The organism is Burkholderia sp. B21-005, from assembly GCF_020843965.1.
Taxonomy (GTDB): Bacteria; Pseudomonadota; Gammaproteobacteria; order Burkholderiales; family Burkholderiaceae; genus Burkholderia; species Burkholderia ambifaria.
The window spans coordinates 660,054-682,003 of the sequence record NZ_CP086302.1; the positions used below are offsets into that span (position 1 = coordinate 660,054).

A 21,950-nucleotide genomic window follows, 5' to 3' on the forward strand; every position below is an offset into this window, starting at 1 on the left:
CATGAGCGACGCGTCGCCCCCTTCCTCCTCCGCCGGAACGCTCGGACTGGGCGGCGAACTATGGCTGTGCGCCGGCCCGCAGACGCTCGGCGGCGCGACCCGCATCGCGCTGCTCGCGGCGATCGGCGATACCGGATCGATCACGCGCGCGGCGAAGGCCGTCGGCCTGAGCTACAAGGCCGCGTGGGATGCGATCGATACGATGAACAACCTGGCCGGCGAGCCCCTCGTGACGCGTTCGACGGGCGGCAAGGGCGGCGGCGGCACGACGCTGACGCCGCGCGCGACGTCGCTGATCACCGCGTTCCGCACGATCGAGCGCGAGCATCGCCGCTTCATCGACGCCGCGAGCGCGGCGGTGTCCGGCTTCGACGTCGATTGGGCGCTGATCGGCCGGATCGGCATGAAGACGAGCGCGCGTAACCAGCTGTTCGGCAAGGTCGAGTCGATCGTGCGCGGCACGGTGAACGACGAAGTGACGCTCGTGCTGCCCGGCGGGCAGGTGATCGTCGCGGTGCTGACGCACGAAAGCGCCGACACGCTCGGCCTGGAGCCGGGCGCGGATGCGTGCGCGCTCGTGAAGGCGTCGTGGGTCGTGCTGGCGGTCGACGATGAAGCCGAACCGACATTGAAGGTGTCCGCGCGCAACCAGTTGCACGGGACGGTCGAAACCGTCGCGGCGGGCGCGGTGAACAGTGAGGTGACGCTGGCGCTCGACGGCGGCGGGACGCTCACGGCCGTCGTCACGAACGACAGCGTCGGCGCGTTGCAACTCGACGTTGGCCGGCGCGCGATCGCGCTGTTCAAGGCATCGAGCGTGATTCTCGCGGTGACGGGCTGATCGCGCGCGCCGGCGGCGCGCACCGTTTCCGCCGCCGAGCGTGGGTGGACGAGGCGAAACCGGCGCCGCCCGAAGTGCGCGAGGCGGCGGCTTCGATCCCGTTGCCAGCTTGTTCCAGCTTATGCCGCCAGTGCGGCTCCCCTCAGGCTTCAGCGTGGCCGCCAAGGCCACGGCCGGTGCGCGCTCAGACGACGCGCGTCGGCCACTCGGCGTGCGGCGTTGCGGCCTGCACGCGTCCTTCGCTCAATTGCACGACCTGGTCGCCGAACGCGGCGACGTCGTCGGGATCGTGCGAGATGAGCACCATCGGGATATCGAGCCGCGCCTGCAGTTCGGCGAGCTCGTGGCGCATGCGCTGGCGCATCGCGCCGTCGATCGCCGCGAACGGCTCGTCGAGCAGCAGCACGTGCGGCTGCGCGACCAGCGCTCGGGCAAGCGCGACGCGCTGCTTCTGTCCGCCCGACAACTGCGACGGAAACTGGCCGGCGAGCGCGTCGAGCTCGAACGCCTGCAGCCAGTACGCGACTTCGGGCGGCGCCGTCTTCGCACGCGGGTTGCGCAGGCCGGGCGTGAGCCCGAACGCAATGTTCTGGCGTACGTTCAGGTGCGGGAACAGCGCATAGTCCTGGAACAGGTACGCGACGCGGCGCGCACGGGTCGGCACGTCGATGCCGCGCGCGGAATCGAACAGGGATTCGCCGTTCAGCGTGATCGTGCCTTCGTCGGGCGACAGCAAGCCGGCGATCGCCTGCAGCGTCATGCTCTTGCCCGCGCCGGACGGCCCGAACAGCACGACGCGCTGCGTGGTGGCCGCAAACGACACGTCGAGCGTAAAGCGGCGCTCGGCGCTCGCGTAGGTCTTGCGGATGTCGACGACGACGCTCATGCGGCCCTCCGTCGTGCTGCGCCGCGCGCGCAGCAAACCGCGCGCGCAACGGGCAGGCGTGTCGCCGCGACCGGCTCGGCACTGTGGTACGGATGCGATCGGCGCGTCATGTCGGCTGGCTCCGCCCGGCGCGCGACGGCACGAGCCAGCCGGTCGCGAGCAGCACGAGCACGCAGGTGATCGACGTCACCAGCACGAGAAAGTTGGCCGTGCTGTCGTCGCCGGCCTGCACCGCCGCATAGATCGCCACCGACAGCGTCTGCGTGCGGCCGGGCAGGTTGCCGGCGATCATCAGCGTCGCGCCGAATTCGCCGAGCGCGCGCGCGAATGCGAGCAGGGCGCCGGCCAGGATGCCGCGCGTGGCGAGCGGCAGCGTCACGCGGAAGAACACCGCGGCTTCGCCGAGCCCGAGCGTGCGTGCCGCGCGTTCGAGGTGCGGATCGACGCTTTCGAACGCGGTGCGCGCCGATTTCAGGATCAGCGGAAACGCGACGACCATCGACGCGATCACCGCGCCCTGCCACGTGAAGACGAGTTCGATGCCGAGCTTGTCGAGCCACGCGCCGAACACGCCGCGCCTGCCGAGCAGCACGAGCAAGTAATAGCCGAGCACCGTCGGCGGCAGGACGAGCGGCAGGGTCAGCAGCGAATCGACCACGTCGCGCATCGGCGAGCGCCAGCGCGCGAGCACGAAGGCGGCGGCGACGCCGAGCACGATGTCGAGCGCGGTCGCCCAGCCGGCGACCTTCAGCGACAACAGCAGCGGTACCCAAGCGTCCTGCATCATGCCGTGCTCACTTGCCCGCGGGCTTGAAGCCGAACGTCGACAGCACGGCCTGGCCCTGCGGCGACGCGACGAAGTCGATGAACGACTGCGCCTGCGCGGCATGGCGGCTGTCCTTGACCACCGCGATCGGATAGGTGATGGCCGTCTGCGTCGGCACGGTCAGTGCGATCTTCACGCGGCCCGGCATGATCGCCGCGTCGGTGCCGAACACGAAGCCCGCGTCGACTTCGCCGCGCGCGACGTAATCGAGGCTCTGGCGCACGTTGGCGGCCAGCACGCCCTTGGCGCTGACGGCGTCCCACACCCCTGCCGCGCGCAGCGCGCCTTCGGTATAGCGGCCGACCGGCACCGATGCCGGGTCGCCGTACGCGATACGCCTCACGCCGGGCGCCGTCAGGTCGTTCAGCGATGTCGGCGCGGCCGCATGGCTGTCCGCCGGCACGATCAGCACGAGCGAATTCGCCGCGAAATCGCGGCGCGTGCCGGGCACGATGACCTTTTCGGTGACGGCGCGATCCATTGCCTTCTGGTCGGCCGAAGCGAACACGTCCGCCGGCGCGCCCTTGGCGATCTGCTGCATCAGCACGTCCGACGCGCCGAAGTTGAACAGCACCTTGGTGTCCGGGTGCTGCTTATGGTACGCATCGCCGACTGCCTTGAACGCGTTCGTCAGGCTCGCGGCCGCCGACACGACCAGCTCGTCGGCAGCGGAAGCCGGCGCGCTGAACGCGATGCCCGCGGCAAGCGTGGCGAGCGGCAACAGGCGGAGCAGAGTGCGGCGAAGCGGGCGGACGGTTGAGCGCATGGTCTGGTCGTTCGAATGGTTGAAAACCGTAATCGTAATATAGGGCAGGTTATAACGCTCGACATACCGTTCATGCGCCGGGGCGCATGAAACCTTCACACTTGAAACGCGGCGGGAATGGCGTGCGCGGGGCCCGTCACGCGTGCAGCGACGGCGGCGACGACCCGGTGCGGTGCAACGACGACGGCTGCGACGCCGGCCGGTAGTTCGGGTTGGCTTTCCAGCGGGCGCGGACGAACGGCCGCTCGTGCCCCGACAGCTCCAGCGCGACCTGGGTGACCCACCGGTGCGACGGCACCGTGATGCCGTGCAGCGCGATGGTGACGAGCGCGAGGCTCGCGACGACCGCCGGCACCGACCAGCGGTGCGGCACCGCCTGCCACGAGCCGGCGATGAACACCAGTGCGGCGATCGCGCCGATGATGCAGCCGGTGATCGATTCGGACGGCGAATGCGCGGCGAGCGCGACGCGCGACACGCCGACCGCGATGCCGGCCGCGAGCCCGAGCGCGATGCCGGCGATCCGTACCGGCGTGCGCGTGCGGATCAGCGCGAGGAACATCGCGACGGGATAGACCGACGTCGACAGCATCGCATGGCCGCTGAATCCGGTGAAGTCCCACGCGCGGATCCCGATGCCCCAGCCGAGGAACGCGATCTTGGTGAGCGCGACGACCCCGATGGCGGCCGCGAGCACGCCGAGCCACGCGGCTGCGCGCTGCCACGAGTAGCCGAGCGCCAGCCACACGGCGATCGTGATCGCGAGCGGCAAGGTCAGGCCGGCGCCACCGAACGCGGTGATCGTGATCCACAGGTGAGACGACAGGTCGAACATCGGGAAGGGAACGGACAGAGGCGGGACGAATGCTTAAATCAACGCGCGAGCCAGGAAGAACGACTACAACGGATACAAGCGGTTAAACCCCAGTATAGCGCTGCGGGTGGTCGAGGCCCGTTTTTTGCGCTGCGGGGAACTATCCGCGTGCAGGAAAAATCCCAGAAACAATGCTATGGTGCATTGCACAAAGTCGAACGATGTACCGAGTATCGTGACCCTATTTTTCCTGACTGCGAGCCCGATTGATGACCAAAAGTCTGACGAAGGTATGGCTGGGCGGCGTGAAACGCATGCTGTCCCCGGCCGCCAAACGTGGGGCGCGCGATGCACAGCGGATCGCGCGCGATACGCTCGAGGCCGCGGCCTCGAGCGCCGCCACTGATCCGTCCCCGCTCCGCGAGTCGCGCGTGCGGCCGCGTGCGGCTGCATGGGCGGCGGGCGAGTGGACGCGCGGCGAGCATCCGATGGCGCCCGCGCTCGGCCGCCTCGTCCAGCAGCTCGCATATGGGCTGTACGTCCCGCCCGGCCGCCGGCGCGGTGCGATGCCGCTCGTCGTGATGCTGCACGGTTGCCAGCAATCGGTCGACGAGTTTGCGCAGGGCACGCGGATGAACCTGCTGGCCGACAAGCACGGCTTCGCGGTGCTGTATCCGGAGCAGTCGCAGCGTGCGCACGCGCACGGCTGCTGGCACTGGTATGAGGATACCGATCGCGCGGGTCGTGGTGAAGCGGATACGGTCGCCTCGCTCGTCGATGCGCTCGTCGACGAGCACGGTTTCGACGCATCGCGCGTCTACGTGGCGGGGTTGTCGGCCGGCGCGGGGCTGGCGGCGCTGCTCGCACTGCACCATCCGGACCACTTCGCGGCGGTCGCGCTGCACTCGGGCCCCGCGCTCGGCGAGGCGAATTCCGGCATCAGTGCGATGGACGTGATGCGGCGCGGGCTGCGGGAGAACCCGGCGGCGGTGCTCGACGCGCTGGTAGACGCCAAGGCGTATCCGGGCATGCCCGCGCTGATCGTACAGGGTGACGGCGACCATGTCGTCGCGCCGAAGAACGCGGACCAACTCACGGTGCAGTTCATGCGCCTGAACGGGCTCGCGGACAGCCGCGGCGCCCTGCGCGGCGGCGAGCGCGTGGAGACGCGCGAGGCAGGCGCGCAGATCACCGACGTGCGCCGCGACGGCGAGTCGGTCGTGCGGCTTTGCCACGTCAAAGGGCTCGATCATGCGTGGGCCGGCGGCGACGAAGCGGTGCCGTTTCATGCGGCGGTCGGCCCCGATGCGAGCGCGATGATCTGGTCCTTTTTCGAACAGAATCGTCGGACTGTGGCGACCGAACGACGCACCGTTTGATCGACGCTAGCCAAGGTCTAGGGTTTTCCCTATAATTCGGGAAAACCCTAGTCAAAGAACCCTTGGATTGCGAGATCGATCATGTACCTGCTGAGCCACCTCTTCCTGATGCTGACCAAGAACGCTGAAAAGGCCGCAAAAGAGCGCGCCGACGCGTACCTGTCCGAAGCAACCGACATCTACGATCTCGAATTCCGTATGCGCAAGATCGATCGCGAAGCGGCGATGAACCGTCCGTTCTCGTTCGGCTCGCGTTAAGCAGCGCAGCGCGGGCCGGCTCGTCAGCCGGTCCGGCGAATCACGCAAAAGGGCGTGTGCGGCAAGTAGCCGCACACGCCCTTTTTGCATTCGGCGCCGCGTGGCGCGTCAGATGACCGTCAGGCGCACCGGCACGTTGTTGCGGGTCGCGTTCGAGTACGGGCACACGTGGTGCGCCTTGTCGACCAGCGCCTGTGCGTCGGCCTTGTCGAGCCCAGGCAGCGACACGCGCAATTCGATGTCGAGCCCGAAGCCGCCGGCGTCGTTCGGGCCGATGCCCACTTCCGCGGTGACTTGCGTGTCGGCCGGCAGCGTCTGCTTGTTCTGGCCGGCGACGAATTTCATCGCGCTCAGGAAACAGGCCGAGTAACCTGCGGCAAACAGCTGCTCCGGGTTCGTGCCTTCCGCGCCCGTGCCACCGAGTTCGCGCGGCGCAGCCAGCTTCACTTCCAGCTTGTTGTCGGCGGAAACCGCGCGGCCATCGCGGCCGCCCGTGCTCGTGGCGCTGGTCTTGTACAGAATGTTCATCGTGCAGCTCCTGTCGGAAAAGGGGAGAAGCGGTCCGGTCGGACTAGGTGTCGCCGGCCACGAGGAAAATATAGAACACAAATGATTTGTGTGCAAATGAAATTTTCAAGAAAGGGCTGACGCACCGGGCCGGTTCGCGATCGATCGGCTCGTCAGCCTTCGTTGGCGGCCGATAGCGCTTTGCGCAACTGCTGGAGATCCGCGCGCAGCCTGACCAGGAACTCGGGCGTTTGCTGCATCGCGCAAAAGAGATCGCCCGGCACCGAGCTTGCCTTGTCCTTCAGCGCGCGGCCTTCCGCAGTCACGCGCACGTTCACGACGCGCTCGTCGGTCGCGCTGCGCACGCGCTCGACGTAGCCGAGCGCCTCGAGCCGCTTCAGCAGCGGCGTGACGGTGGCCGGGTCGAGGTCGAGGCGGGCGGCGATGTCCTTCACCGCGATGTCGTCGCGTTCCCACAGCACGAGCATGGCCAGATATTGGGGATAGGTCAGCGACAGCTTGTCGAGCAATGGCTTGTACGCCTTCGTCATCGCATGCGAAGTCGAGTAGAGCGCGAAGCACAGTTGCTCGTCGAGCGTCTGGGGCAGCGGGGGCAGGCGGTCCATGATTCGGGCGGCGCGGCGAACGCGCTAACGATTTGTACGCAAATTATTTTGCGCGCAAAAGATTCGATTGAACAGGGGCCGAGTGTCGGGAGGGATCGCGCGGTAGCCGGGATCCGCGAAAGCTGCGCCGGGCCGGCCGGGAGGGGGAGGGACGGCCGGCGGCGTGCGCCGGCCGAGTTGGCGTCAGCGGCCGGACGTGGGCGTCGGGGCGCCCGGTTCCTGCACGCCGAAGCAGCCGCGATAGGTCGCGTAGAACGAGCAGTACATCATCGTGACGATGATGATCGTCACCGGCATCATGATCGTCAGCACATAGGCGCCGGCGCCGAGCGCCTGCAGCAGCAGCGACAGGCCGAACGACGAGCCGAGCGCGACACCGAACCACAGCAGCCCGTATACGACGAATGCGCCGCGATTGCGCCAGCAGCTGACGACGCTGAAGAACAGCGCCTTGGCGGGCGGGATGTCGTGCCACGCGGTGAGCACCGGCGCGAACCAGAACAGCATCGCGACCGGCGCGTAGAGCAGCGTCGCGAGCAGCAGCGCGCCGAGCGTGCCCTGCGCGGCAAGCGTTTCCGGCGTCGGATTCGTGTCGTTCGTCGCGCCCAGCATCATGTGGAGCAGCCCGCCGCCGTCCACGAGGGACGACGCGGCGAACACCGCCACCATCAGCGCGACATAGACCAGGCCGAGGACGAGCAGCCGCTGCGTCGTCGCGGAGCCGTACGAGCGGAAGCCGTCGATGAGGATCGTCGGCATCACCGGCTTGCCGGCGACCGTATCGCGGCACGCGGCCATGAAGCCGACGGCGATGCCGGGGATGAACAGCAGCGGCAGGGCCGCGCCGATCACCGGCACCATCGACACCAGCGTGATGGCCAGCAGGTACGTGAAAAACAGCGTGATGAACGCGAGGGGGTTCCGGCGGAACAGCCAGATGCCTTGACGGAACCAGACATAGCCCGCTTTCGCGGGTACTTCGATCAGTTGCATGCGGTATGGGTCTCGGGAAGCGCGGGCGTGTGGGCGATACGCTCACGCAGGATGCGTTCGAAATGACCGGGGTCGTGCGGTTTGAGCATTTCGGCCGCGCGCGGCAGGTAGAAGTCGTACAGGCGCGACACCCAGAAGCGGTACGCGCCCGCGCGCAGCATGTCGCTCCAGTGGCGGCGCTCCGCGGCCGTGAACGGCCGGACCGTCTGGTACGCACGCAGCAGCGCGTCCGCGCGCGCGACGTCGAGCACGCCCGTCGCGAGGTCGACGCACCAGTCGTTGACGGTCACCGCGACGTCGAACAGCCATTTGTCGCAGCCCGCGAAATAGAAATCGAAGAAGCCGCCGAGCCGGACGTCATGACCGGTGCCGGGCGCCGCGTGCGCGAACAGCACGTTGTCGCGGAACAGGTCGCAGTGGCATGGGCCGCTCGGGAGTGTCGCATAGTCGTCGGACGCGAAGAAAGCGGCCTGGTGCGCGAGTTCGCCCTCGAGCAGCGTGCGTTGCGCGTCGGAGATGAACGGAACGATCGCCGGGACGTTTTCCTGCCACCACGGCAGGCTACGCAGGTTCGGCTGGTAGCGCGCATAGTCGCGCCCCGCGAGGTGCAGGCGCGCGAGCATCTGCCCGACTTCGATGCAGTGCTCGATCCCCGGCGCGAGTTCGGCGGCGCCGTCGAGCTTCGTGACGATCGCGGCCGGCTTGCCGTGCAGCAGGCCGAACAGCGCGCCGTCGTCGCGCGGGATCGGATCCGGCACCGGCACGCCGTGGCTCGCGAGATGGCGCATCAGGTCGAGGTAGAACGGCAGCTGTTCCGCCGTCAGCTTTTCGAAGATCGTCAGGACGTACTCGCCGCGCGTCGTCGTCAGGAAGAAGTTGCTGTTTTCGATACCGGACGGAATGCCGCGGAACGCCAGCACGTCGCCCAGTTCGTAGTGGCGCATCCATTGCGCGAGATCGGAGTCGGAAACAGCGGTGAAAACGGCCATGCGAGATGCGTCAGGTCAGTTGTCGGCACGCGCGCGGCGTGCGGCGCGACAGGAGGTGAAGGGAGAGCCGGTGCGCCGCGTGGCGACCGACGCGGCGCGGCGGGAAATCAGTAGCGCAGGTTCACCGACGGCAGGCGCGTGATCGGGACGCCCGCGTCGTGCGGTTTCGGCGACGTGTCGGGCGTCGAGCTCATCTGGTAGCGCGTGCCGAAGTTCGACTTCACGTTGATCTCGACCGGCTTGCCGCGATCGCGATACTCGGTGACCTCGGTGCCGTTCCTGCTCTTTTCATGGAAGCTCGGCGTGCGGCGAATGTCGGCGAAGTCGACTTTCGACGTGACTTCGGCGCCGGGCCGGTTGATCTTGCGGAGATCGGGCAGGCCGGCGGCTTCGTTGGCTTCGGCCCGGGCCTGCGCGTCGGCGTCCGGCGTGCTGCCCGCGGCGTAAGCGGTGCCGACAGCGGCAAACATGCCAGCAAACGCGGCAGCAGCGGCGACGAGAATGAGCGGCTTCATGATGAGTCTCCAGTGAACCCACCGATTTTAGCAAATACTGGGCGCGGCCCGGCCCTCATGTGCAAGCGACTTGCAAGCAGGCGGCCATGAGCGTGACCGGGTTCCGTGGTAATGTCGTTCGATCAGATGAGGTATCGAAAATGAAGAACGATTTGAGCCGCCGGCACCGGATGCTAATGCCCGAGAGCCCGCCTGTCGAAGCATTCGACGATTCCGTTGCCGCCGTCGCGCGGCTGTCGGCCATCTACGACACCAATACGGGCTTCCTGCGCGACGCGTTCGCGCGTTATCGCCGCCACGAACCGATCACCGAGCACGTGCGCGCGTGCTACCCGTTCGTGCGGATTCGTACCGACGTCAACACCCACGTCGATTCGCGCCGCTCGTACGGCTTCGTCGCGGGCCCCGGCGTGTTCGAGACGACGGTGACGCGTCCGGACCTGTTCGCGAATTACTATCGCGAGCAGCTGCGCCTGTTGGCGAAGAACCATCATGTGAAGATCGAGATCGGCGTGTCGTCGCAGCCGATTCCGGTTCACTTCGCGTTCCCCGAAGGCATCCATCTCGAAGGCGAACTCGACCGCGACCGCCTGCTCGCGATGCGTGACATCTTCGATACGCCCGACCTGTCGTACCTCGACGATCGCATCGTCAACGGCACGTTCGAGCCGGAGCACGGCGAGCCGCATCCGCTCGCGCTGTTCACCGCCGCGCGCGTCGACTTCTCGCTGCACCGGCTGCGCCACTACACGGCCACGTCGCCCACGCACTTCCAGAACTACGTGCTCTACACGAACTACCAGTTCTACATCGACGAATTCGTGAAGCTCGGCCGCACGATGATGACGGAGAGCGACGATCCCGAAGTGCGCGAGTACCGCAGCCAGTACAGCGCGTTCGTCGAGCCGGGCGACGTCGTCACGTACAACGCGAACCTCGGCAGCGAGCCCGTCGAGGGCGCCGCGCCGCCGCGGCTGCCGCAGATGCCCGCGTATCACCTGAAGCGCGCGGACGGCAGCGGGATCACGATGGTCAACATCGGCGTCGGTCCGTCGAACGCGAAGACGATCACCGATCACATCGCGGTGCTGCGTCCGCATGCGTGGGTGATGCTCGGCCATTGCGCGGGCCTGCGCAACACGCAGCGCCTCGGCGACTACGTGCTCGCGCACGGTTACGTGCGCGAGGATCACGTGCTGGATGCCGACCTGCCGCTGTGGGTGCCGATCCCGGCGCTCGCCGAAGTGCAGCTCGCGCTCGAGCGCGGGGTGGCCGAGGTCACCCGGCTCGAAGGCGCCGAACTGAAGCGCGTGATGCGCACGGGGACGGTCGCGAGCGTCGACAACCGCAACTGGGAGTTGCGCGATCACCGCGAACCCGTGCAGCGGCTGTCGCAGAGCCGCGCGATCGCGCTCGACATGGAAAGCGCGACGATCGCCGCGAACGGTTTCCGCTTCCGCGTGCCGTACGGCACGCTGCTGTGCGTATCGGACAAGCCGCTGCACGGCGAGCTGAAGCTGCCGGGCATGGCCGACACGTTCTATCGCGGGCAGGTCGACCAGCATCTGCAGATCGGTGTGAAGGCGATGGAGATCCTGCGCACGAACGGGCTCGACAAGCTGCATAGCCGCAAGCTGCGCAGCTTCGCGGAAGTGGCGTTCCAGTAAGTGCGATGACCGGCGGGCCCTCGCGGGTACCGCTGGCGTTGCCCAATCGGCCGGTGGCCGGCGCAAGCACGCGCGTGATTTTCCGGGCCAGCAGCCCGCGGCTGCGTGCCGGCCACGATCGACGCCGCTTCGACACCTCGGCTCGACCCGATCGCCGGGGCCGCGATCACCATTGCACCGGTGCGATCATCCGGTCGAATGCTGCTTCGAGCAGCGCGGTTTCGCGCGCGTCGAGCGCCAGGTCGTGTGCCGCGAGCGCATCGCTCAGGTGATGCGGCTTCGACAGCCCGACGATCGGCGCGGTGACGCCGGGCTGCCGCAACGCCCACGCGAGGGCGATCCGGGCGGGCGCCACCCCGCGTGCCTGCGCCACTTGCCTGACCGCGTCCACGGTTGCCGCGATCGCGTCGCGACCGTCGTACCAGGACACCATCTGCTGGTCGGTCGCGGCCCGTGTCGTCGCGGCATCGCGCGAGCCGGCCAGCAGCCCGCGTCCGAGCGGCGACCATGGCGTGTACGCAATGCCTTCCTCGATGCACAGCGGCAGCATGTCACGCTCGTCGTCGCGGCAGATCAGGCTGTACTGGCTCTGCATCGACACGAATCGCGCGAGGCCGTGATGCTGCTGGAACGCGAGCATCTTCATGAACTGCCACGCATGCATCGACGACGCGCCGAGATAGCGGGCCTTGCCGCTCCTCACGATGGCATCGAGCGCATCGAGCGTTTCCTCGATCGGCGTATCCGGATCGAACCTGTGAATGACGTAGAGATCGACGTAATCGGTTCCGAGGCGCTGTAGCGACGCGTCGATGCTCGCGAGCAGGTGCTTGCGCGACAGCCCGCGTGCATTCGGTCCGGCGCCGGTCGGAAAGAACGCCTTGGTCGCGATCACCACGTCGTCACGCGTCGAGCATTCGCGCAGCGCGCGCCCGAGGATGCGCTCGCTTTCGCCGCCCGAATAGATGTCGGCCGTATCGAAGAACGTCACCCCCGCGTCGAGCGCCGCGCGGATGAACGGGCGGGCCGCCTCCTCGTTCATCACCCACGGTCGCCACGACAGATCGCCGTAGGTCATGCAGCCGAGGCACAGCCTGGACACCTTCAGGCCGGACGTTCCCAGTCTCACGTATTCCATCGGTTCATTCTCCGTCGCGGTATCGGTCAACGCATCCCGCCGATCGTGTAGCCGCCATCGACGAGGATCGATTCGCCGGTCACGAAGCGCGCCTCGTCGCTGCAGAGCCAGACGGCCGCGTCGGCCACATCTTCGGGCGTGCCGATCCGCCGTGCGGGCGTGAATGCGGCGAACGGGCGAAACATCTCGTCGTCGCCGAAGCGGCGCGCCATCGGCGTGTCGATGATGCCGGGGTTCACGTTGTTGATCCGGATGCCGTGCGGGCCGCCTTCGAGCGCGACCGCGCGCACCAGCGCATCGAGCGCGCCCTTGCTGGCCGAATAGATCGACGAACCGGCCAGCGCGCCTTTCGCGAGCCACGACGAGGTATTCACGATCGCACCGCCGCCTTGCGCGAGCATCGCTTCCATCTCGTATTTGATCGACAGCCACGTCCCCTTGAGATTGGTGGCGATCACGCTGTCGAAGTCGGCCTCGGTCTGCTCCACGATCGGGGCGAACGTGCCTTCCGTGCCGGCATTGTTGAAGGCGGCGTGCAGCGCACCGTAGCGGCCGACCGTCGCGTCGACGAGCGCACGCACGCCCTCGGCGGAGGCGACGTCGACGGCGATCGCGAACGCTTCGCCGCCGCGCTCGATAATCGCGCGGACGGTGTCGTCGAGCGGCGCGGCGCGCCGCCCGGCCACGACGACACGGGCGCCGTCCCGTGCGAACGCGAGCGCGGCCGCCCGGCCGATACCGGTGCCGCCGCCGGTGACGAGCGCGACGCGTCCGTCGAGCCGGGGCCGCGCCGGGGCGCGGGGGTGTGAAAAGAGGGGGGAGTCGGACATGGTGTGGGGTGTTCCGTGTGAGGGGGAAACGAACCGGTGACGGGCCGGTGCTCAGTCCTGGCGGGCTGGAACCGTCAAGGGCACGCCAGGCGTGCCGGCATAGAACACGATGAGCTCGGCGGGCTCTTCGCCGGTCTCGCCGCGATGGGCGCCGTCGACCATTTCCGGCACCACGTCGCCGGGGCCGAGCGCGAGTCGTTTGCCGTCGCTGCGGCGCACGGCACTCAGATGGCCGGACAGCACGTAGCCGACGTTGATCGACGGATGCGTATGCCACGGCAATACCGCGTGCGGCGGGATCGTGTAGCGTACGACCGTGATTTCCGGTTGCCCGGACGGGTAGGCACGGTATGGCGAGCCGTCCCACGCGCGCGTCGCTTGCAGCAGGACCGTCTCGGCGGCGCGATTGCTCGCTTCCGTCTTCTGTGCAATCGCGTGTGGCGCACCGGCGACGATTAATGCGGCCGTGACGACGGTCCGGGAAACGACGGAAAATGAGGGCGTGTTCATGGCGTGCGGGCGGTTTCGGCCGGGTAGCGAAGACAGCGCCATTGTGCGAAGCCGGGCGCCGCGCGAATAGCGTCGGTCCGGTTGAAACCGATTCAACCGGGCGGACCGATTTTGCGACGCCATTGTCGAATTTCCGGGCGTTCCGGGCTTGATGGAGAGCAGCGAATGGATCGTTTGAAGGCGCTGACGGTATTCGTCCGTATCGCGGTCGCGGGCGGCATCAGCGCGGGCGCTCGCGAACTGGGCATGACGCCCCAGGCGGCCAGCAAGCAGGTCGCCGCGCTGGAAGCGCTATTGAGCGTGCGGCTGTTCCAGCGCTCGACACGCGGGATCGTGCTGACACGCGAGGGTGAACGCCTGCTTGACCAGTGCCGCGGCGCCGTCGGGGAGCTGGAGAGCGCGTTGCGCACACTCGATGACGATCGTGCGCACGTGGTCGGCACGATCCGTGTTGCAGCGCCATATTCGCTGGCCCGGCGTTTTCTCGCGCCGCTGCTGGGCGAATTCTGCGACCGGCAGCCCGGTGTCACGGCCGAGCTGATCGTCAGCGACGATATGGCCGATATCGTCGAACAGCGGATCGACATCGCGCTGCGGACCGGAAATCTGCCCGATAGCGGGCTGGTTGCACGGCGTGTCGCCGATCTGCAGCTGGTGATTTGTGCGGCGCCGGCGTATTTGCGCCGCCATGGCGAGCCGCTGACGATCGACGCGTTGCGCGAGCATCGTTGTACCGCCTTCCTGTATCCGCGCACCGGCAAGCCGTTTCCGTGGGAGTTCCTCGTCGACGGTCGGATCGATACGCGACAGGTCGATCCGTTCATCGCGACCAATGATATCGACGCGGAACTCGATACCGTGTTGAGCGGTGCCGCGATCGGCCAGTTCTTCGGCTATTCGGTTCACGCGCACGTGCGCGAGGGGCGCCTCGTGCCGCTGCTGACCCGGCACGTCACGTGTCGATACGGTCTCTATCTGTGCATGCCGCAGCGCGTGCATCTGCCGCGCAGGAGCCGTTTGCTGATGGATTTCCTCGCTGCCCGGCTCGGTGCGCATCCAGATCTCGCGCCGCTATCGTTCGCGGATCCGCTGGTATGACGCGTGGCTGCGTCGAGGGCGGAGGTGTCTGACGACGTTCTTGCGGTGCGGTCGGGGCGATCCGGTAGAAGGGGGCGGTGTTCGCGGTGCAGGCCACTCAAAGCGACAAGGCCGCCCGACGCCGAAGCGCGTGGGCGGCCTTGCCTGTCGAGCGAGTGTGCCGATCGTTCAGCACTCGCCTTTCTTCGCGTGTCCCGGCGGGCAGTGATAGCCGCCGCGGCCTTCGTGACCATGATGGCGCTCGTGATCTTCCCACTCGCGGCGTTCCCAGTAGCGACGGCCGTCCCAATAGCGGTCGCCGTGCCAGCCGACGATCACCACGGGCGCAGGCGCGACGACGACCGGCGGGGGCGTGCCGATGTTGACGTCGACGTTGACGGCGTGGGCGAGGCCGGACAGTGAAAGACCGAGGCCGGCGAAGGCGAGGGCAATCAGCGAGCGTTGCATGTTGTTTTCCGTGATGTCGTTGTAAGAGGCCGGCGCGACGCGATGGACGCGAGGGGGGATCGTGCCACCGGGGGGACGCCACGCCGACGAGATACAGTGTGCGGGCACCGCGCGGAAAAGGCGAGGCGTGTTTGTTACGGCGGATTCCCGGCCAGCGGTCCGGCAGGATCGATGGCGGGCCGCACGATTTGACAATGACGGGGCGCAGGCGCGGAACGGGGCACCCACGTTGCGCGGCACAGGCTGCCCTGATTTGACATTCGGCGGTGCGCGGACGCGCAGCGGGATTAATGCGGCGTTACAAAATGACACGCGGCAGGTGGCGAAATCGCCATGCCTGCCGCGCGGGGTGCGGATGCCGGCCGCGAGGCCGGCCATCGACATCGATCGAATTACAGATAGAACATGCGGTCTTCTTCAGGCCGCGGCGGCTGGCCGTCGCCGTCCGAGCCTTCTTCTTCGCCGCTGTCCTCGTAGAACGCGAGCACGGCGTCGAGCACCTGGTCGGGATCGTCGATCACCTGCATCAGATCCATGTCTTCCGGATTGATGAGGCCCATCGGAATCAGCTGGTCGCGGAACCATTGCAGCAGGCCCTTCCAGAACTCGCTGCCGACGAGAATGATCGGCACGAGGCGCGACTTCTTCGTCTGGATCAGCGTGAGCACTTCGGACAGTTCGTCGAGCGTGCCGAAGCCGCCCGGCATCACGATCACCGCGTCGGAGTTCTTCACGAACGTGACCTTGCGCGTGAAGAAATGGCGGAAGCGCAGCGAGATGTCCTGGAAGTGGTTGCCCGCCTGCTCGTGCGGCAGCTCGATGTTCAGGCCGACCGATGGCGCCTTGCCGGCGTGCGCGCCTTTGTTCGCCGCTTCCATGATGCCGGGGCCACCGCCGGAGATCACCGCGAAGCCGGCGTCGGACAGCTTGCGCGCGATCTGCACCGCGAGCTTGTAGTGCGGCGTGTCGGGTTTGAGACGGGCAGAACCGTAGATGCTGACAGCCGGGCGGATCTCCGACAGGTACTCGGTCGCCTCGATAAACTCTGCCATAATCGTGAACATCTGCCACGATGCGCGCGCCTTCTTGGCCGTCGCGCGTTCTTGATCTGCGAGCGAACGCAGACTCGGAATCACTTTTCTCTTGTTCATAATGCCTGAAGAACGAAATCTGGAAGGTAAGACCCTGCTATTGGTTGACGGTTCGAGCTATCTGTATCGGGCTTACCATGCGATGCCTGATCTGCGTGGCCCTGGCGGGGAGCCGACCGGAGCGCTCTACGGAATCATCAACATGCTGCGCCGTATGCGCAAGGAAGTCAGTGCAGAGTATAGCGCTTGCGTGTTCGATGCAAAGGGCAAGACGTTCCGCGACGACCTTTATGCCGACTATAAGGCAAACCGTCCGTCGATGCCGCCCGATCTCGCGTTGCAGGTCGAGCCGATCCACGGCGCCGTGCGCGCGCTCGGCTGGCCGCTGCTGATGGTCGAGGGTGTCGAAGCCGACGACGTGATCGGCACGCTCGCGCGCGAAGCCGAGCGGCACGGGATGAACGTGATCGTGTCGACCGGCGACAAGGATCTCGCGCAGCTCGTCTCCGACCGCGTCACGCTCGTCAACACGATGACCAACGAGACGCTCGACCGCGACGGCGTGATCGCGAAGTTCGGCGTGCCGCCCGAACGGATCATCGACTACCTCGCGCTGATCGGCGACACCGTCGACAACGTGCCGGGCGTCGAGAAGTGCGGGCCGAAGACGGCCGTGAAGTGGCTGTCGCAATACGACAGCCTCGACGGCGTGATCGAACACGCGGGCGAGATCAAGGGCGTGGTCGGCGACAACCTGCGCCGCGCGCTCGACTTCCTGCCGCTCGGTCGCACGCTCGTGACCGTCGAGACGGCCTGCGATCTCGCGCCGCATCTCGAATCGATCGAGGCGTCGCTGAAGACGGACGGCGAAGCACGCGACCTGCTGCGCGACATCTTCGCGCGCTACGGCTTCAAGACGTGGCTGCGCGAAGTCGAGAGCGCGCCCGCCGAAGGCGGCGGCGCCGATGCGCCGGAAGGCGAGCCGGCGCCCGTGGTCGCGGCGGACATCGTCCGCGAATACGACACGATCCAGACCTGGGCGCAATTCGACGCGTGGTTCGCGAAGATCGATGCGGCCGCACTGACCGCGTTCGACACCGAAACCACCGCGCTCGACCCGATGACCGCCCGCCTCGTCGGCCTGTCGTTCTCGATCGAGCCGGGCAAGGCCGCGTATCTTCCGGTCGCGCATCGCGGCCCCGACATGCCCGAACAGCTGCCGATCGACGACGTGCTCGCGCGCCTGAAGCCATGGCTCGAATCGGCCGATCGCAAGAAGGTCGGCCAGCACCTGAAGTACGACGCGCAGGTGCTCGCAAACTACGGCATCGCGCTGAACGGCATCGAGCACGACACGCTGCTCGAATCGTACGTGCTCGAATCGCACCGCACGCATGACATGGACAGCCTCGCGCTGCGTCATCTGGGTGTCAAGACGATCAAGTACGAGGACGTGGCCGGCAAGGGCGCGAAGCAGATCGGTTTCGACGAAGTGGCGCTCGAGCAGGCCGCCGCGTATGCGGCCGAGGATGCCGACATCACGCTGCAGCTTCATCAGGCGCTGTATCCGCAGATCGCGCGTGAAGCGGGCCTCGAGCGCGTGTATCGCGATATCGAGATGCCGGTATCGCTCGTGCTGCGCAAGATGGAGCGCACCGGCGTGCTGATCGACGACGTACGTCTGCAGGCGCAAAGCACCGAGATCGCGACGCGGCTCATCGAGCTCGAAGGGCAGGCGTACGAACTGGCCGGCGGCGAGTTCAATCTCGGCTCGCCGAAGCAGATCGGGCAGATCTTCTTCGAGAAGCTGCAGTTGCCGGTCGTGAAGAAAACGCCGAGCGGCGCACCGTCGACCGACGAAGAAGTGTTGCAGAAGCTGGCCGAGGATTACCCGCTGCCGAAGCTGCTGCTCGAGCATCGCGGGCTGTCGAAGCTGAAGTCGACCTACACCGACAAGCTGCCGCGCATGGTGAATCCGACAACGGGCCGCGTGCACACGAACTATGCGCAGGCCGTCGCGGTCACGGGCCGGCTCGCATCGAACGATCCCAATCTTCAGAACATTCCTGTGCGCACGGCCGAAGGCCGGCGGATCCGCGAAGCGTTCATCGCATCACCCGGCCACCGGATCGTGTCGGCCGACTATTCGCAGATCGAACTGCGGATCATGGCGCACATCTCCGGCGACGCGTCGCTGCTGCGCGCGTTCGCGCAAGGCGAGGACATCCACCGCGCAACCGCGGCCGAAGTGTTCGGCGTGACGCCGCTGGAGGTCAACTCCGACCAGCGCCGGATCGCGAAGGTGATCAACTTCGGGCTCATCTACGGGATGAGCGCGTTCGGTCTCGCGTCGAACCTCGGCATCACGCGCGATGCGGCGAAGCTCTATATCGACCGCTACTTCGCGCGCTACCCGGGCGTTGCGCAGTACATGGAAGACACGCGCACGGCCGCGAAGGAGAAGGGCTACGTTGAAACCGTTTTCGGTCGTCGCCTGTGGCTGCCGGAGATCAACGGCGGCAACGGCCCGCGTCGCCAGGCCGCCGAGCGCGCGGCCATCAATGCACCGATGCAGGGCACGGCGGCCGACCTGATCAAGCTGTCGATGATCGCGGTGGACGACTGGCTCACGCGCGACCAGCTCGCGTCGCGAATGATCATGCAGGTGCACGATGAACTGGTGCTCGAGGTGCCCGACGACGAACTGTCGCTCGTGCGCGAGAAACTGCCGGAAATGATGTGCGGTGTGGCGAAGCTGAAGGTGCCGCTGGTCGCCGAAGTGGGCGCCGGCGCGAACTGGGAAGAGGCACACTGACGCACCCCCGCGCGATTCCCGCTTCCCGCGGCATATTGTTGCAGGGATGCTGAATATCGAGATGGTTTGCTTGTGGTCAACGCGCAAGCTCCCGGACAATGCAAGTGAGTCAGGTCATTGTCGCGGGGGCGGCGCGCCCCGCGTTCCGGAATCGGACGCATCGAAGTGTTTCGAACTGCACATCGATGATGTCCGAACCGGTTAATCCAACGGGCGGCGCGAATGCATGCGTCTGCATCGTCCGGCGGCAGCAGTTTCGAATCGCAAAGGGGGAATCAGATGCATCGGATCATCATCGTAGGCGGAGGCGCGGGCGGCCTGGAACTGGCGACGCGGCTCGGCGACCGTTACGGCGCGCGCGCCAATCGTCCCGCGCGTGCGCTCGTCACGCTCGTCGACCGCAATCCGACCCACATCTGGAAGCCGTTGCTGCACGAGGTCGCGGCCGGCAGCATGGACCCGTTCACGCAGGAACTCGAATACGCGGCGCAGGCGCGTTGGCATGGCTTCGAGTTTCAGCAGGGCGAACTGACCGCGCTCGACCGCGCGGCGAAGCGCATCACGCTGTCGCCCGTCAACGACAGCGACGGCGCGGAGCTGCTGCCCGCGCGCGACCTGGAATACGACACGCTGGTAATCGCGATCGGCAGCACGACGCACTTCTTCGGGGTGCAGGGCGCGGCCCAGAACGCGATTGCACTCGATACGGTCGGTGAGGCCGAGCGCTTCCGCAAGCGCTTGATCGCCGCGTGCATGCGCGCCGAGCATCAGGCGCCGTCGCAGCCCGCGCCGGGCGCCGCGGCCGAGCCGCGCATCCAGGTCGTGATCGTCGGCGGTGGTGCGACGGGCGTCGAGTTGTCCGCCGAGCTGCGCAATACCGCGCAGGTGCTGTCCGTGTACGGGCTGCACAAGCTCGATCCGCGGCACGACGTCGGCATCGTGCTGATCGAATCGGGGCCGCGGATTCTGCCGGCGCTGCAGGAGCGCGTGTCGACCGCAACGGCCGAACTGCTCGAAAAGCTCGGCGTGCGACTGATGCTGGCCGAGCGCGTGACGGAGGTCGCGCCCGGCGTCGTGCACACCGCGAGCGGCAAGGCGGTGCGTGCGGATCTCACGGTCTGGGCAGCCGGCATCAAGGCGCCGTCCGTGCTGTCGCATCTCGACGGCCTGCAGGTCAACAAGCTCGGTCAGCTCGACGTGCGCCGCACGCTGCAGACCTTCACCGACGACAACGTCTTCGCGCTGGGCGACTGCGCGGCATGCGCATGGCCCGGCAACGAACGCAACGTGCCGCCGCGCGCGCAGGCCGCGCATCAGCAGGCGAGCTTCCTGCTGAAGGCGATCGGATGCCGGCTCGACGGGCGTCCGCTGCCCGAGTTCACGTATCGCGATTTCGGTTCGCTCGTGTCGCTCGGTCACTTCAGTGCGGTCGGCAACCTGATGGGCGGGCTGATCGGCGGCAACATGCTGATCGAAGGGCTGTTCGCGCGGTTCATGTACATGTCGCTGTACCGGCTGCATATCGCGGCGCTGCACGGCTATCCGCGCATGATGCTCGATACGGTCGCGCACTGGCTGCGCCGCACGACGCTGCCGCGCGTCAAGCTGCACTGACCGCGGTTCGTGCACCGGGCGGGCAGGGAATGCGCATCGAGCGCGTTTCCTGCCCGTTGTCTTTTGCGGGCGCAGAATGACTGCCCATGCGCGTGCGAGAACCATGCGCCGCACGTCTTTTCGTTTCAATCCGAAAGCATTCGATCGCGCAACGGCGCTCGTTGTGCGCATGCCGCACATGGACGGGAGGGGCGGTCGGTGGCCATCGACACCGTGGTCGATGTGACGGGATCGCACCGTCGTAATCGAGTCTTACACATCTGACAGTTGACGCGACAACGGATTATTGGGCATCTTGTCCGGGTTTCCGCTTGCGGCGGGGTGCCCACCGCCGCGACATCCGCGCCGTCCGCCGGCGCGATGCCCCGTCAGGTCGGATCCGTGGCCGTGACGGCGGCGCCCAATCGAGGAGTGCATTCATGTTGAAACCCGAAGTCGACAGCCTGGTTCCCCACGTTCCGTTCTCGCGCCGCAAGTTCATGCAGGCCGCGCTGGGCGGCACCTTCGCGGCGGCCGTGCTGCCCGTGTCGGCGCAGACCATCACGACCGACAGCGCCGGGCTGGACGTCGACACCATCGAGATCCGCTCGGGCGACGCGAGCATCCCCGCGTATCGCGCGCAGCCGGTCGACAAGACGAACCTGCCGGTCGTCATCGTGATCCACGAGATCTTTGCCGTGCACGAGCATATCGCGGACGTCTGCCGTCGCTTCGCGAAACTCGGCTATCTCGCGATCGCGCCGGACCTTTTCGCGCGCCAGGGCAATGCGTCGAAGTACCCGACGATCCAGGCGCTCGTCGACCACATCGTCAGCAAGGTGCCCGACCGCCAGGTCACCGAGGATCTCGATGCGACCGTCGCGTGGGCCGGCAAGAACGGCGGCGACCTGTCGCGTCTCGGTGTGACGGGGTTCTGCTGGGGCGGTCGTCAGGCGTGGCTGTATGCGGAGCACAATCCGCACGTGCGTGCGGCCGTGGCGTGGTACGGATTCGTCGAGGGCAAGACCGACGAGATGACGCCGTTCAACCCGGTCGATCATGCGTCGTTGCTGAAGGTGCCGGTGCTCGGGCTGTACGGCGAGAAGGATACGAACATCACGCAGGCGTCGCTGGCTGACATGCGCAAGGCAATCCAGACGAGCGACTCGAAGCTCGCGCGCCAATCCGAGATCGTCGTGTATCCGGATGCCGGTCACGCATTCTTCGCCGATTACCGGCCGAGTTACGTGAAGGGCGATGCCGAGGACGGCTGGAAGCGGGCGATCGAGTGGTTCCACAAGTACGGCGTGATGTAAACGACAAGCGGCGGCAGATGCCGCCGCGTCATCTTGCGCAGTGCC

General features: G+C 67.0%; 22 protein-coding genes. 8 read left to right on the top strand and 14 right to left on the bottom strand.

The features are described from left to right. Window position 1 precedes the first annotated feature (1 nt). On the top strand, window positions 2-841 hold the full coding sequence (locus tag LMA02_RS19360) for a TOBE domain-containing protein (protein WP_228909430.1): 840 nt from the start codon (window positions 2-4) through the stop codon (window positions 839-841). Window positions 842-1,025: 184 nt separating this feature from the next. On the opposite strand, the gene LMA02_RS19365 is transcribed toward LMA02_RS19360, so the two are convergent. The 4 genes from LMA02_RS19365 to LMA02_RS19380 all read right to left on the bottom strand — a co-directional run bounded on the left by LMA02_RS19365 (window position 1,026) and on the right by LMA02_RS19380 (window position 4,154). Further along, the gene (locus LMA02_RS19365; protein ID WP_228909431.1) at window positions 1,026-1,727 is read right to left on the bottom strand and encodes a sulfate/molybdate ABC transporter ATP-binding protein; all 702 of its coding nucleotides are present in this window, start codon (window positions 1,725-1,727) and stop codon (window positions 1,026-1,028) included. A gap of 106 nt (window positions 1,728-1,833) precedes the next feature. Further along, window positions 1,834-2,511, bottom strand: coding sequence for a molybdate ABC transporter permease subunit (gene modB / locus LMA02_RS19370; RefSeq protein WP_043174436.1), 678 nt, complete (start codon window positions 2,509-2,511; stop codon window positions 1,834-1,836). Between the two features lie 10 nt (window positions 2,512-2,521). Further along, entirely contained in the window at window positions 2,522-3,319 is a 798-nt protein-coding gene (gene modA, locus LMA02_RS19375; RefSeq protein WP_175659593.1) for a molybdate ABC transporter substrate-binding protein, read from the bottom strand. A 136-nt stretch (window positions 3,320-3,455) separates the two neighbouring features. Further along, window positions 3,456-4,154, bottom strand: a complete 699-nt coding sequence (locus tag LMA02_RS19380) for a phosphatase PAP2 family protein (RefSeq protein WP_228909432.1) — start codon at window positions 4,152-4,154, stop codon at window positions 3,456-3,458. Between the two features lie 248 nt (window positions 4,155-4,402). Here LMA02_RS19380 and LMA02_RS19385 point away from each other — a divergent pair, with 248 nt between their 5' ends. Together LMA02_RS19385 and LMA02_RS19390 are read left to right on the top strand one after the other, a co-directional pair. After that, the gene (locus LMA02_RS19385; protein WP_228909433.1) at window positions 4,403-5,512 is read left to right on the top strand and encodes a PHB depolymerase family esterase; all 1,110 of its coding nucleotides are present in this window, start codon (window positions 4,403-4,405) and stop codon (window positions 5,510-5,512) included. An 81-nt stretch (window positions 5,513-5,593) separates the two neighbouring features. Continuing rightward, window positions 5,594-5,770 (top strand): DUF3563 family protein, encoded by a 177-nt coding sequence (locus LMA02_RS19390; protein WP_006753395.1) that lies wholly within the window; start codon window positions 5,594-5,596, stop codon window positions 5,768-5,770. 108 nt (window positions 5,771-5,878) lie between these two features. Here the strand turns inward: LMA02_RS19390 and LMA02_RS19395 are convergent, their stop codons facing one another. The 5 genes from LMA02_RS19395 to LMA02_RS19415 form a co-directional block, all read right to left on the bottom strand. Continuing rightward, window positions 5,879-6,298, bottom strand: coding sequence for an organic hydroperoxide resistance protein (locus tag LMA02_RS19395; RefSeq protein ID WP_006753396.1), 420 nt, complete (start codon window positions 6,296-6,298; stop codon window positions 5,879-5,881). Between the two features lie 152 nt (window positions 6,299-6,450). Then, window positions 6,451-6,903, bottom strand: coding sequence for a MarR family winged helix-turn-helix transcriptional regulator (locus LMA02_RS19400; RefSeq protein WP_228909434.1), 453 nt, complete (start codon window positions 6,901-6,903; stop codon window positions 6,451-6,453). 183 nt (window positions 6,904-7,086) lie between these two features. Beyond that, on the bottom strand, window positions 7,087-7,896 hold the full coding sequence (locus tag LMA02_RS19405; RefSeq protein WP_228909435.1) for a BPSS1780 family membrane protein: 810 nt from the start codon (window positions 7,894-7,896) through the stop codon (window positions 7,087-7,089). After that, window positions 7,887-8,885: a homoserine kinase gene (locus LMA02_RS19410; protein ID WP_228909436.1), complete on the bottom strand. Its 999-nt coding sequence runs from the start codon at window positions 8,883-8,885 to the stop codon at window positions 7,887-7,889. The genes LMA02_RS19405 and LMA02_RS19410 overlap by 10 nt, the downstream gene beginning before the upstream one ends. 107 nt (window positions 8,886-8,992) lie before the next feature. Continuing rightward, a complete protein-coding gene (locus LMA02_RS19415) occupies window positions 8,993-9,400 on the bottom strand; it encodes a hypothetical protein (protein WP_006753400.1) in 408 nt (135 codons plus the stop codon). 140 nt (window positions 9,401-9,540) lie between these two features. Between LMA02_RS19415 and LMA02_RS19420 the strand changes: the two genes are divergently transcribed. Continuing rightward, on the top strand, window positions 9,541-11,067 hold the full coding sequence (locus LMA02_RS19420) for an AMP nucleosidase (protein WP_228909437.1): 1,527 nt from the start codon (window positions 9,541-9,543) through the stop codon (window positions 11,065-11,067). Window positions 11,068-11,233: 166 nt separating this feature from the next. On the opposite strand, the gene LMA02_RS19425 is transcribed toward LMA02_RS19420, so the two are convergent. Genes LMA02_RS19425 through LMA02_RS19435 form a run of 3 tightly spaced genes read right to left on the bottom strand, consistent with a single transcriptional unit; the run spans window position 11,234 to window position 13,668 of the window. Continuing rightward, on the bottom strand, window positions 11,234-12,205 hold the full coding sequence (locus LMA02_RS19425) for an aldo/keto reductase (RefSeq protein ID WP_228909438.1): 972 nt from the start codon (window positions 12,203-12,205) through the stop codon (window positions 11,234-11,236). A gap of 26 nt (window positions 12,206-12,231) precedes the next feature. Beyond that, entirely contained in the window at window positions 12,232-13,035 is an 804-nt protein-coding gene (locus tag LMA02_RS19430; protein ID WP_228909439.1) for an SDR family NAD(P)-dependent oxidoreductase, read from the bottom strand. A 51-nt stretch (window positions 13,036-13,086) separates the two neighbouring features. After that, window positions 13,087-13,668 (bottom strand): cupin domain-containing protein, encoded by a 582-nt coding sequence (locus LMA02_RS19435; protein WP_228909440.1) that lies wholly within the window; start codon window positions 13,666-13,668, stop codon window positions 13,087-13,089. A 42-nt stretch (window positions 13,669-13,710) separates the two neighbouring features. On the opposite strand from LMA02_RS19435, the gene LMA02_RS19440 reads away from it, so the two are divergent. After that, on the top strand, window positions 13,711-14,643 hold the full coding sequence (locus LMA02_RS19440) for a LysR family transcriptional regulator (protein ID WP_228909441.1): 933 nt from the start codon (window positions 13,711-13,713) through the stop codon (window positions 14,641-14,643). A 168-nt stretch (window positions 14,644-14,811) separates the two neighbouring features. On the opposite strand, the gene LMA02_RS19445 is transcribed toward LMA02_RS19440, so the two are convergent. Together LMA02_RS19445 and LMA02_RS19450 are read right to left on the bottom strand one after the other, a co-directional pair. Continuing rightward, complete coding sequence (locus LMA02_RS19445; protein WP_166722997.1) at window positions 14,812-15,090, bottom strand: hypothetical protein; 279 nt, start codon at window positions 15,088-15,090, stop codon at window positions 14,812-14,814. A gap of 392 nt (window positions 15,091-15,482) precedes the next feature. After that, window positions 15,483-16,241, bottom strand: a complete 759-nt coding sequence (locus LMA02_RS19450) for a TIGR00730 family Rossman fold protein (protein WP_228909442.1) — start codon at window positions 16,239-16,241, stop codon at window positions 15,483-15,485. A 1-nt stretch (window position 16,242) separates the two neighbouring features. Between LMA02_RS19450 and polA the strand changes: the two genes are divergently transcribed. From polA to LMA02_RS19465, 3 genes are all read left to right on the top strand, one after another. Then, window positions 16,243-18,996, top strand: a complete 2,754-nt coding sequence (polA, locus tag LMA02_RS19455; RefSeq protein WP_228909443.1) for a DNA polymerase I — start codon at window positions 16,243-16,245, stop codon at window positions 18,994-18,996. Window positions 18,997-19,275: 279 nt separating this feature from the next. Next, window positions 19,276-20,610 (top strand): NAD(P)/FAD-dependent oxidoreductase, encoded by a 1,335-nt coding sequence (locus LMA02_RS19460; RefSeq protein ID WP_228909444.1) that lies wholly within the window; start codon window positions 19,276-19,278, stop codon window positions 20,608-20,610. 419 nt (window positions 20,611-21,029) lie between these two features. Then, window positions 21,030-21,905, top strand: coding sequence for a dienelactone hydrolase family protein (locus tag LMA02_RS19465; RefSeq protein ID WP_228909445.1), 876 nt, complete (start codon window positions 21,030-21,032; stop codon window positions 21,903-21,905). Window positions 21,906-21,950 lie beyond the last annotated feature (45 nt).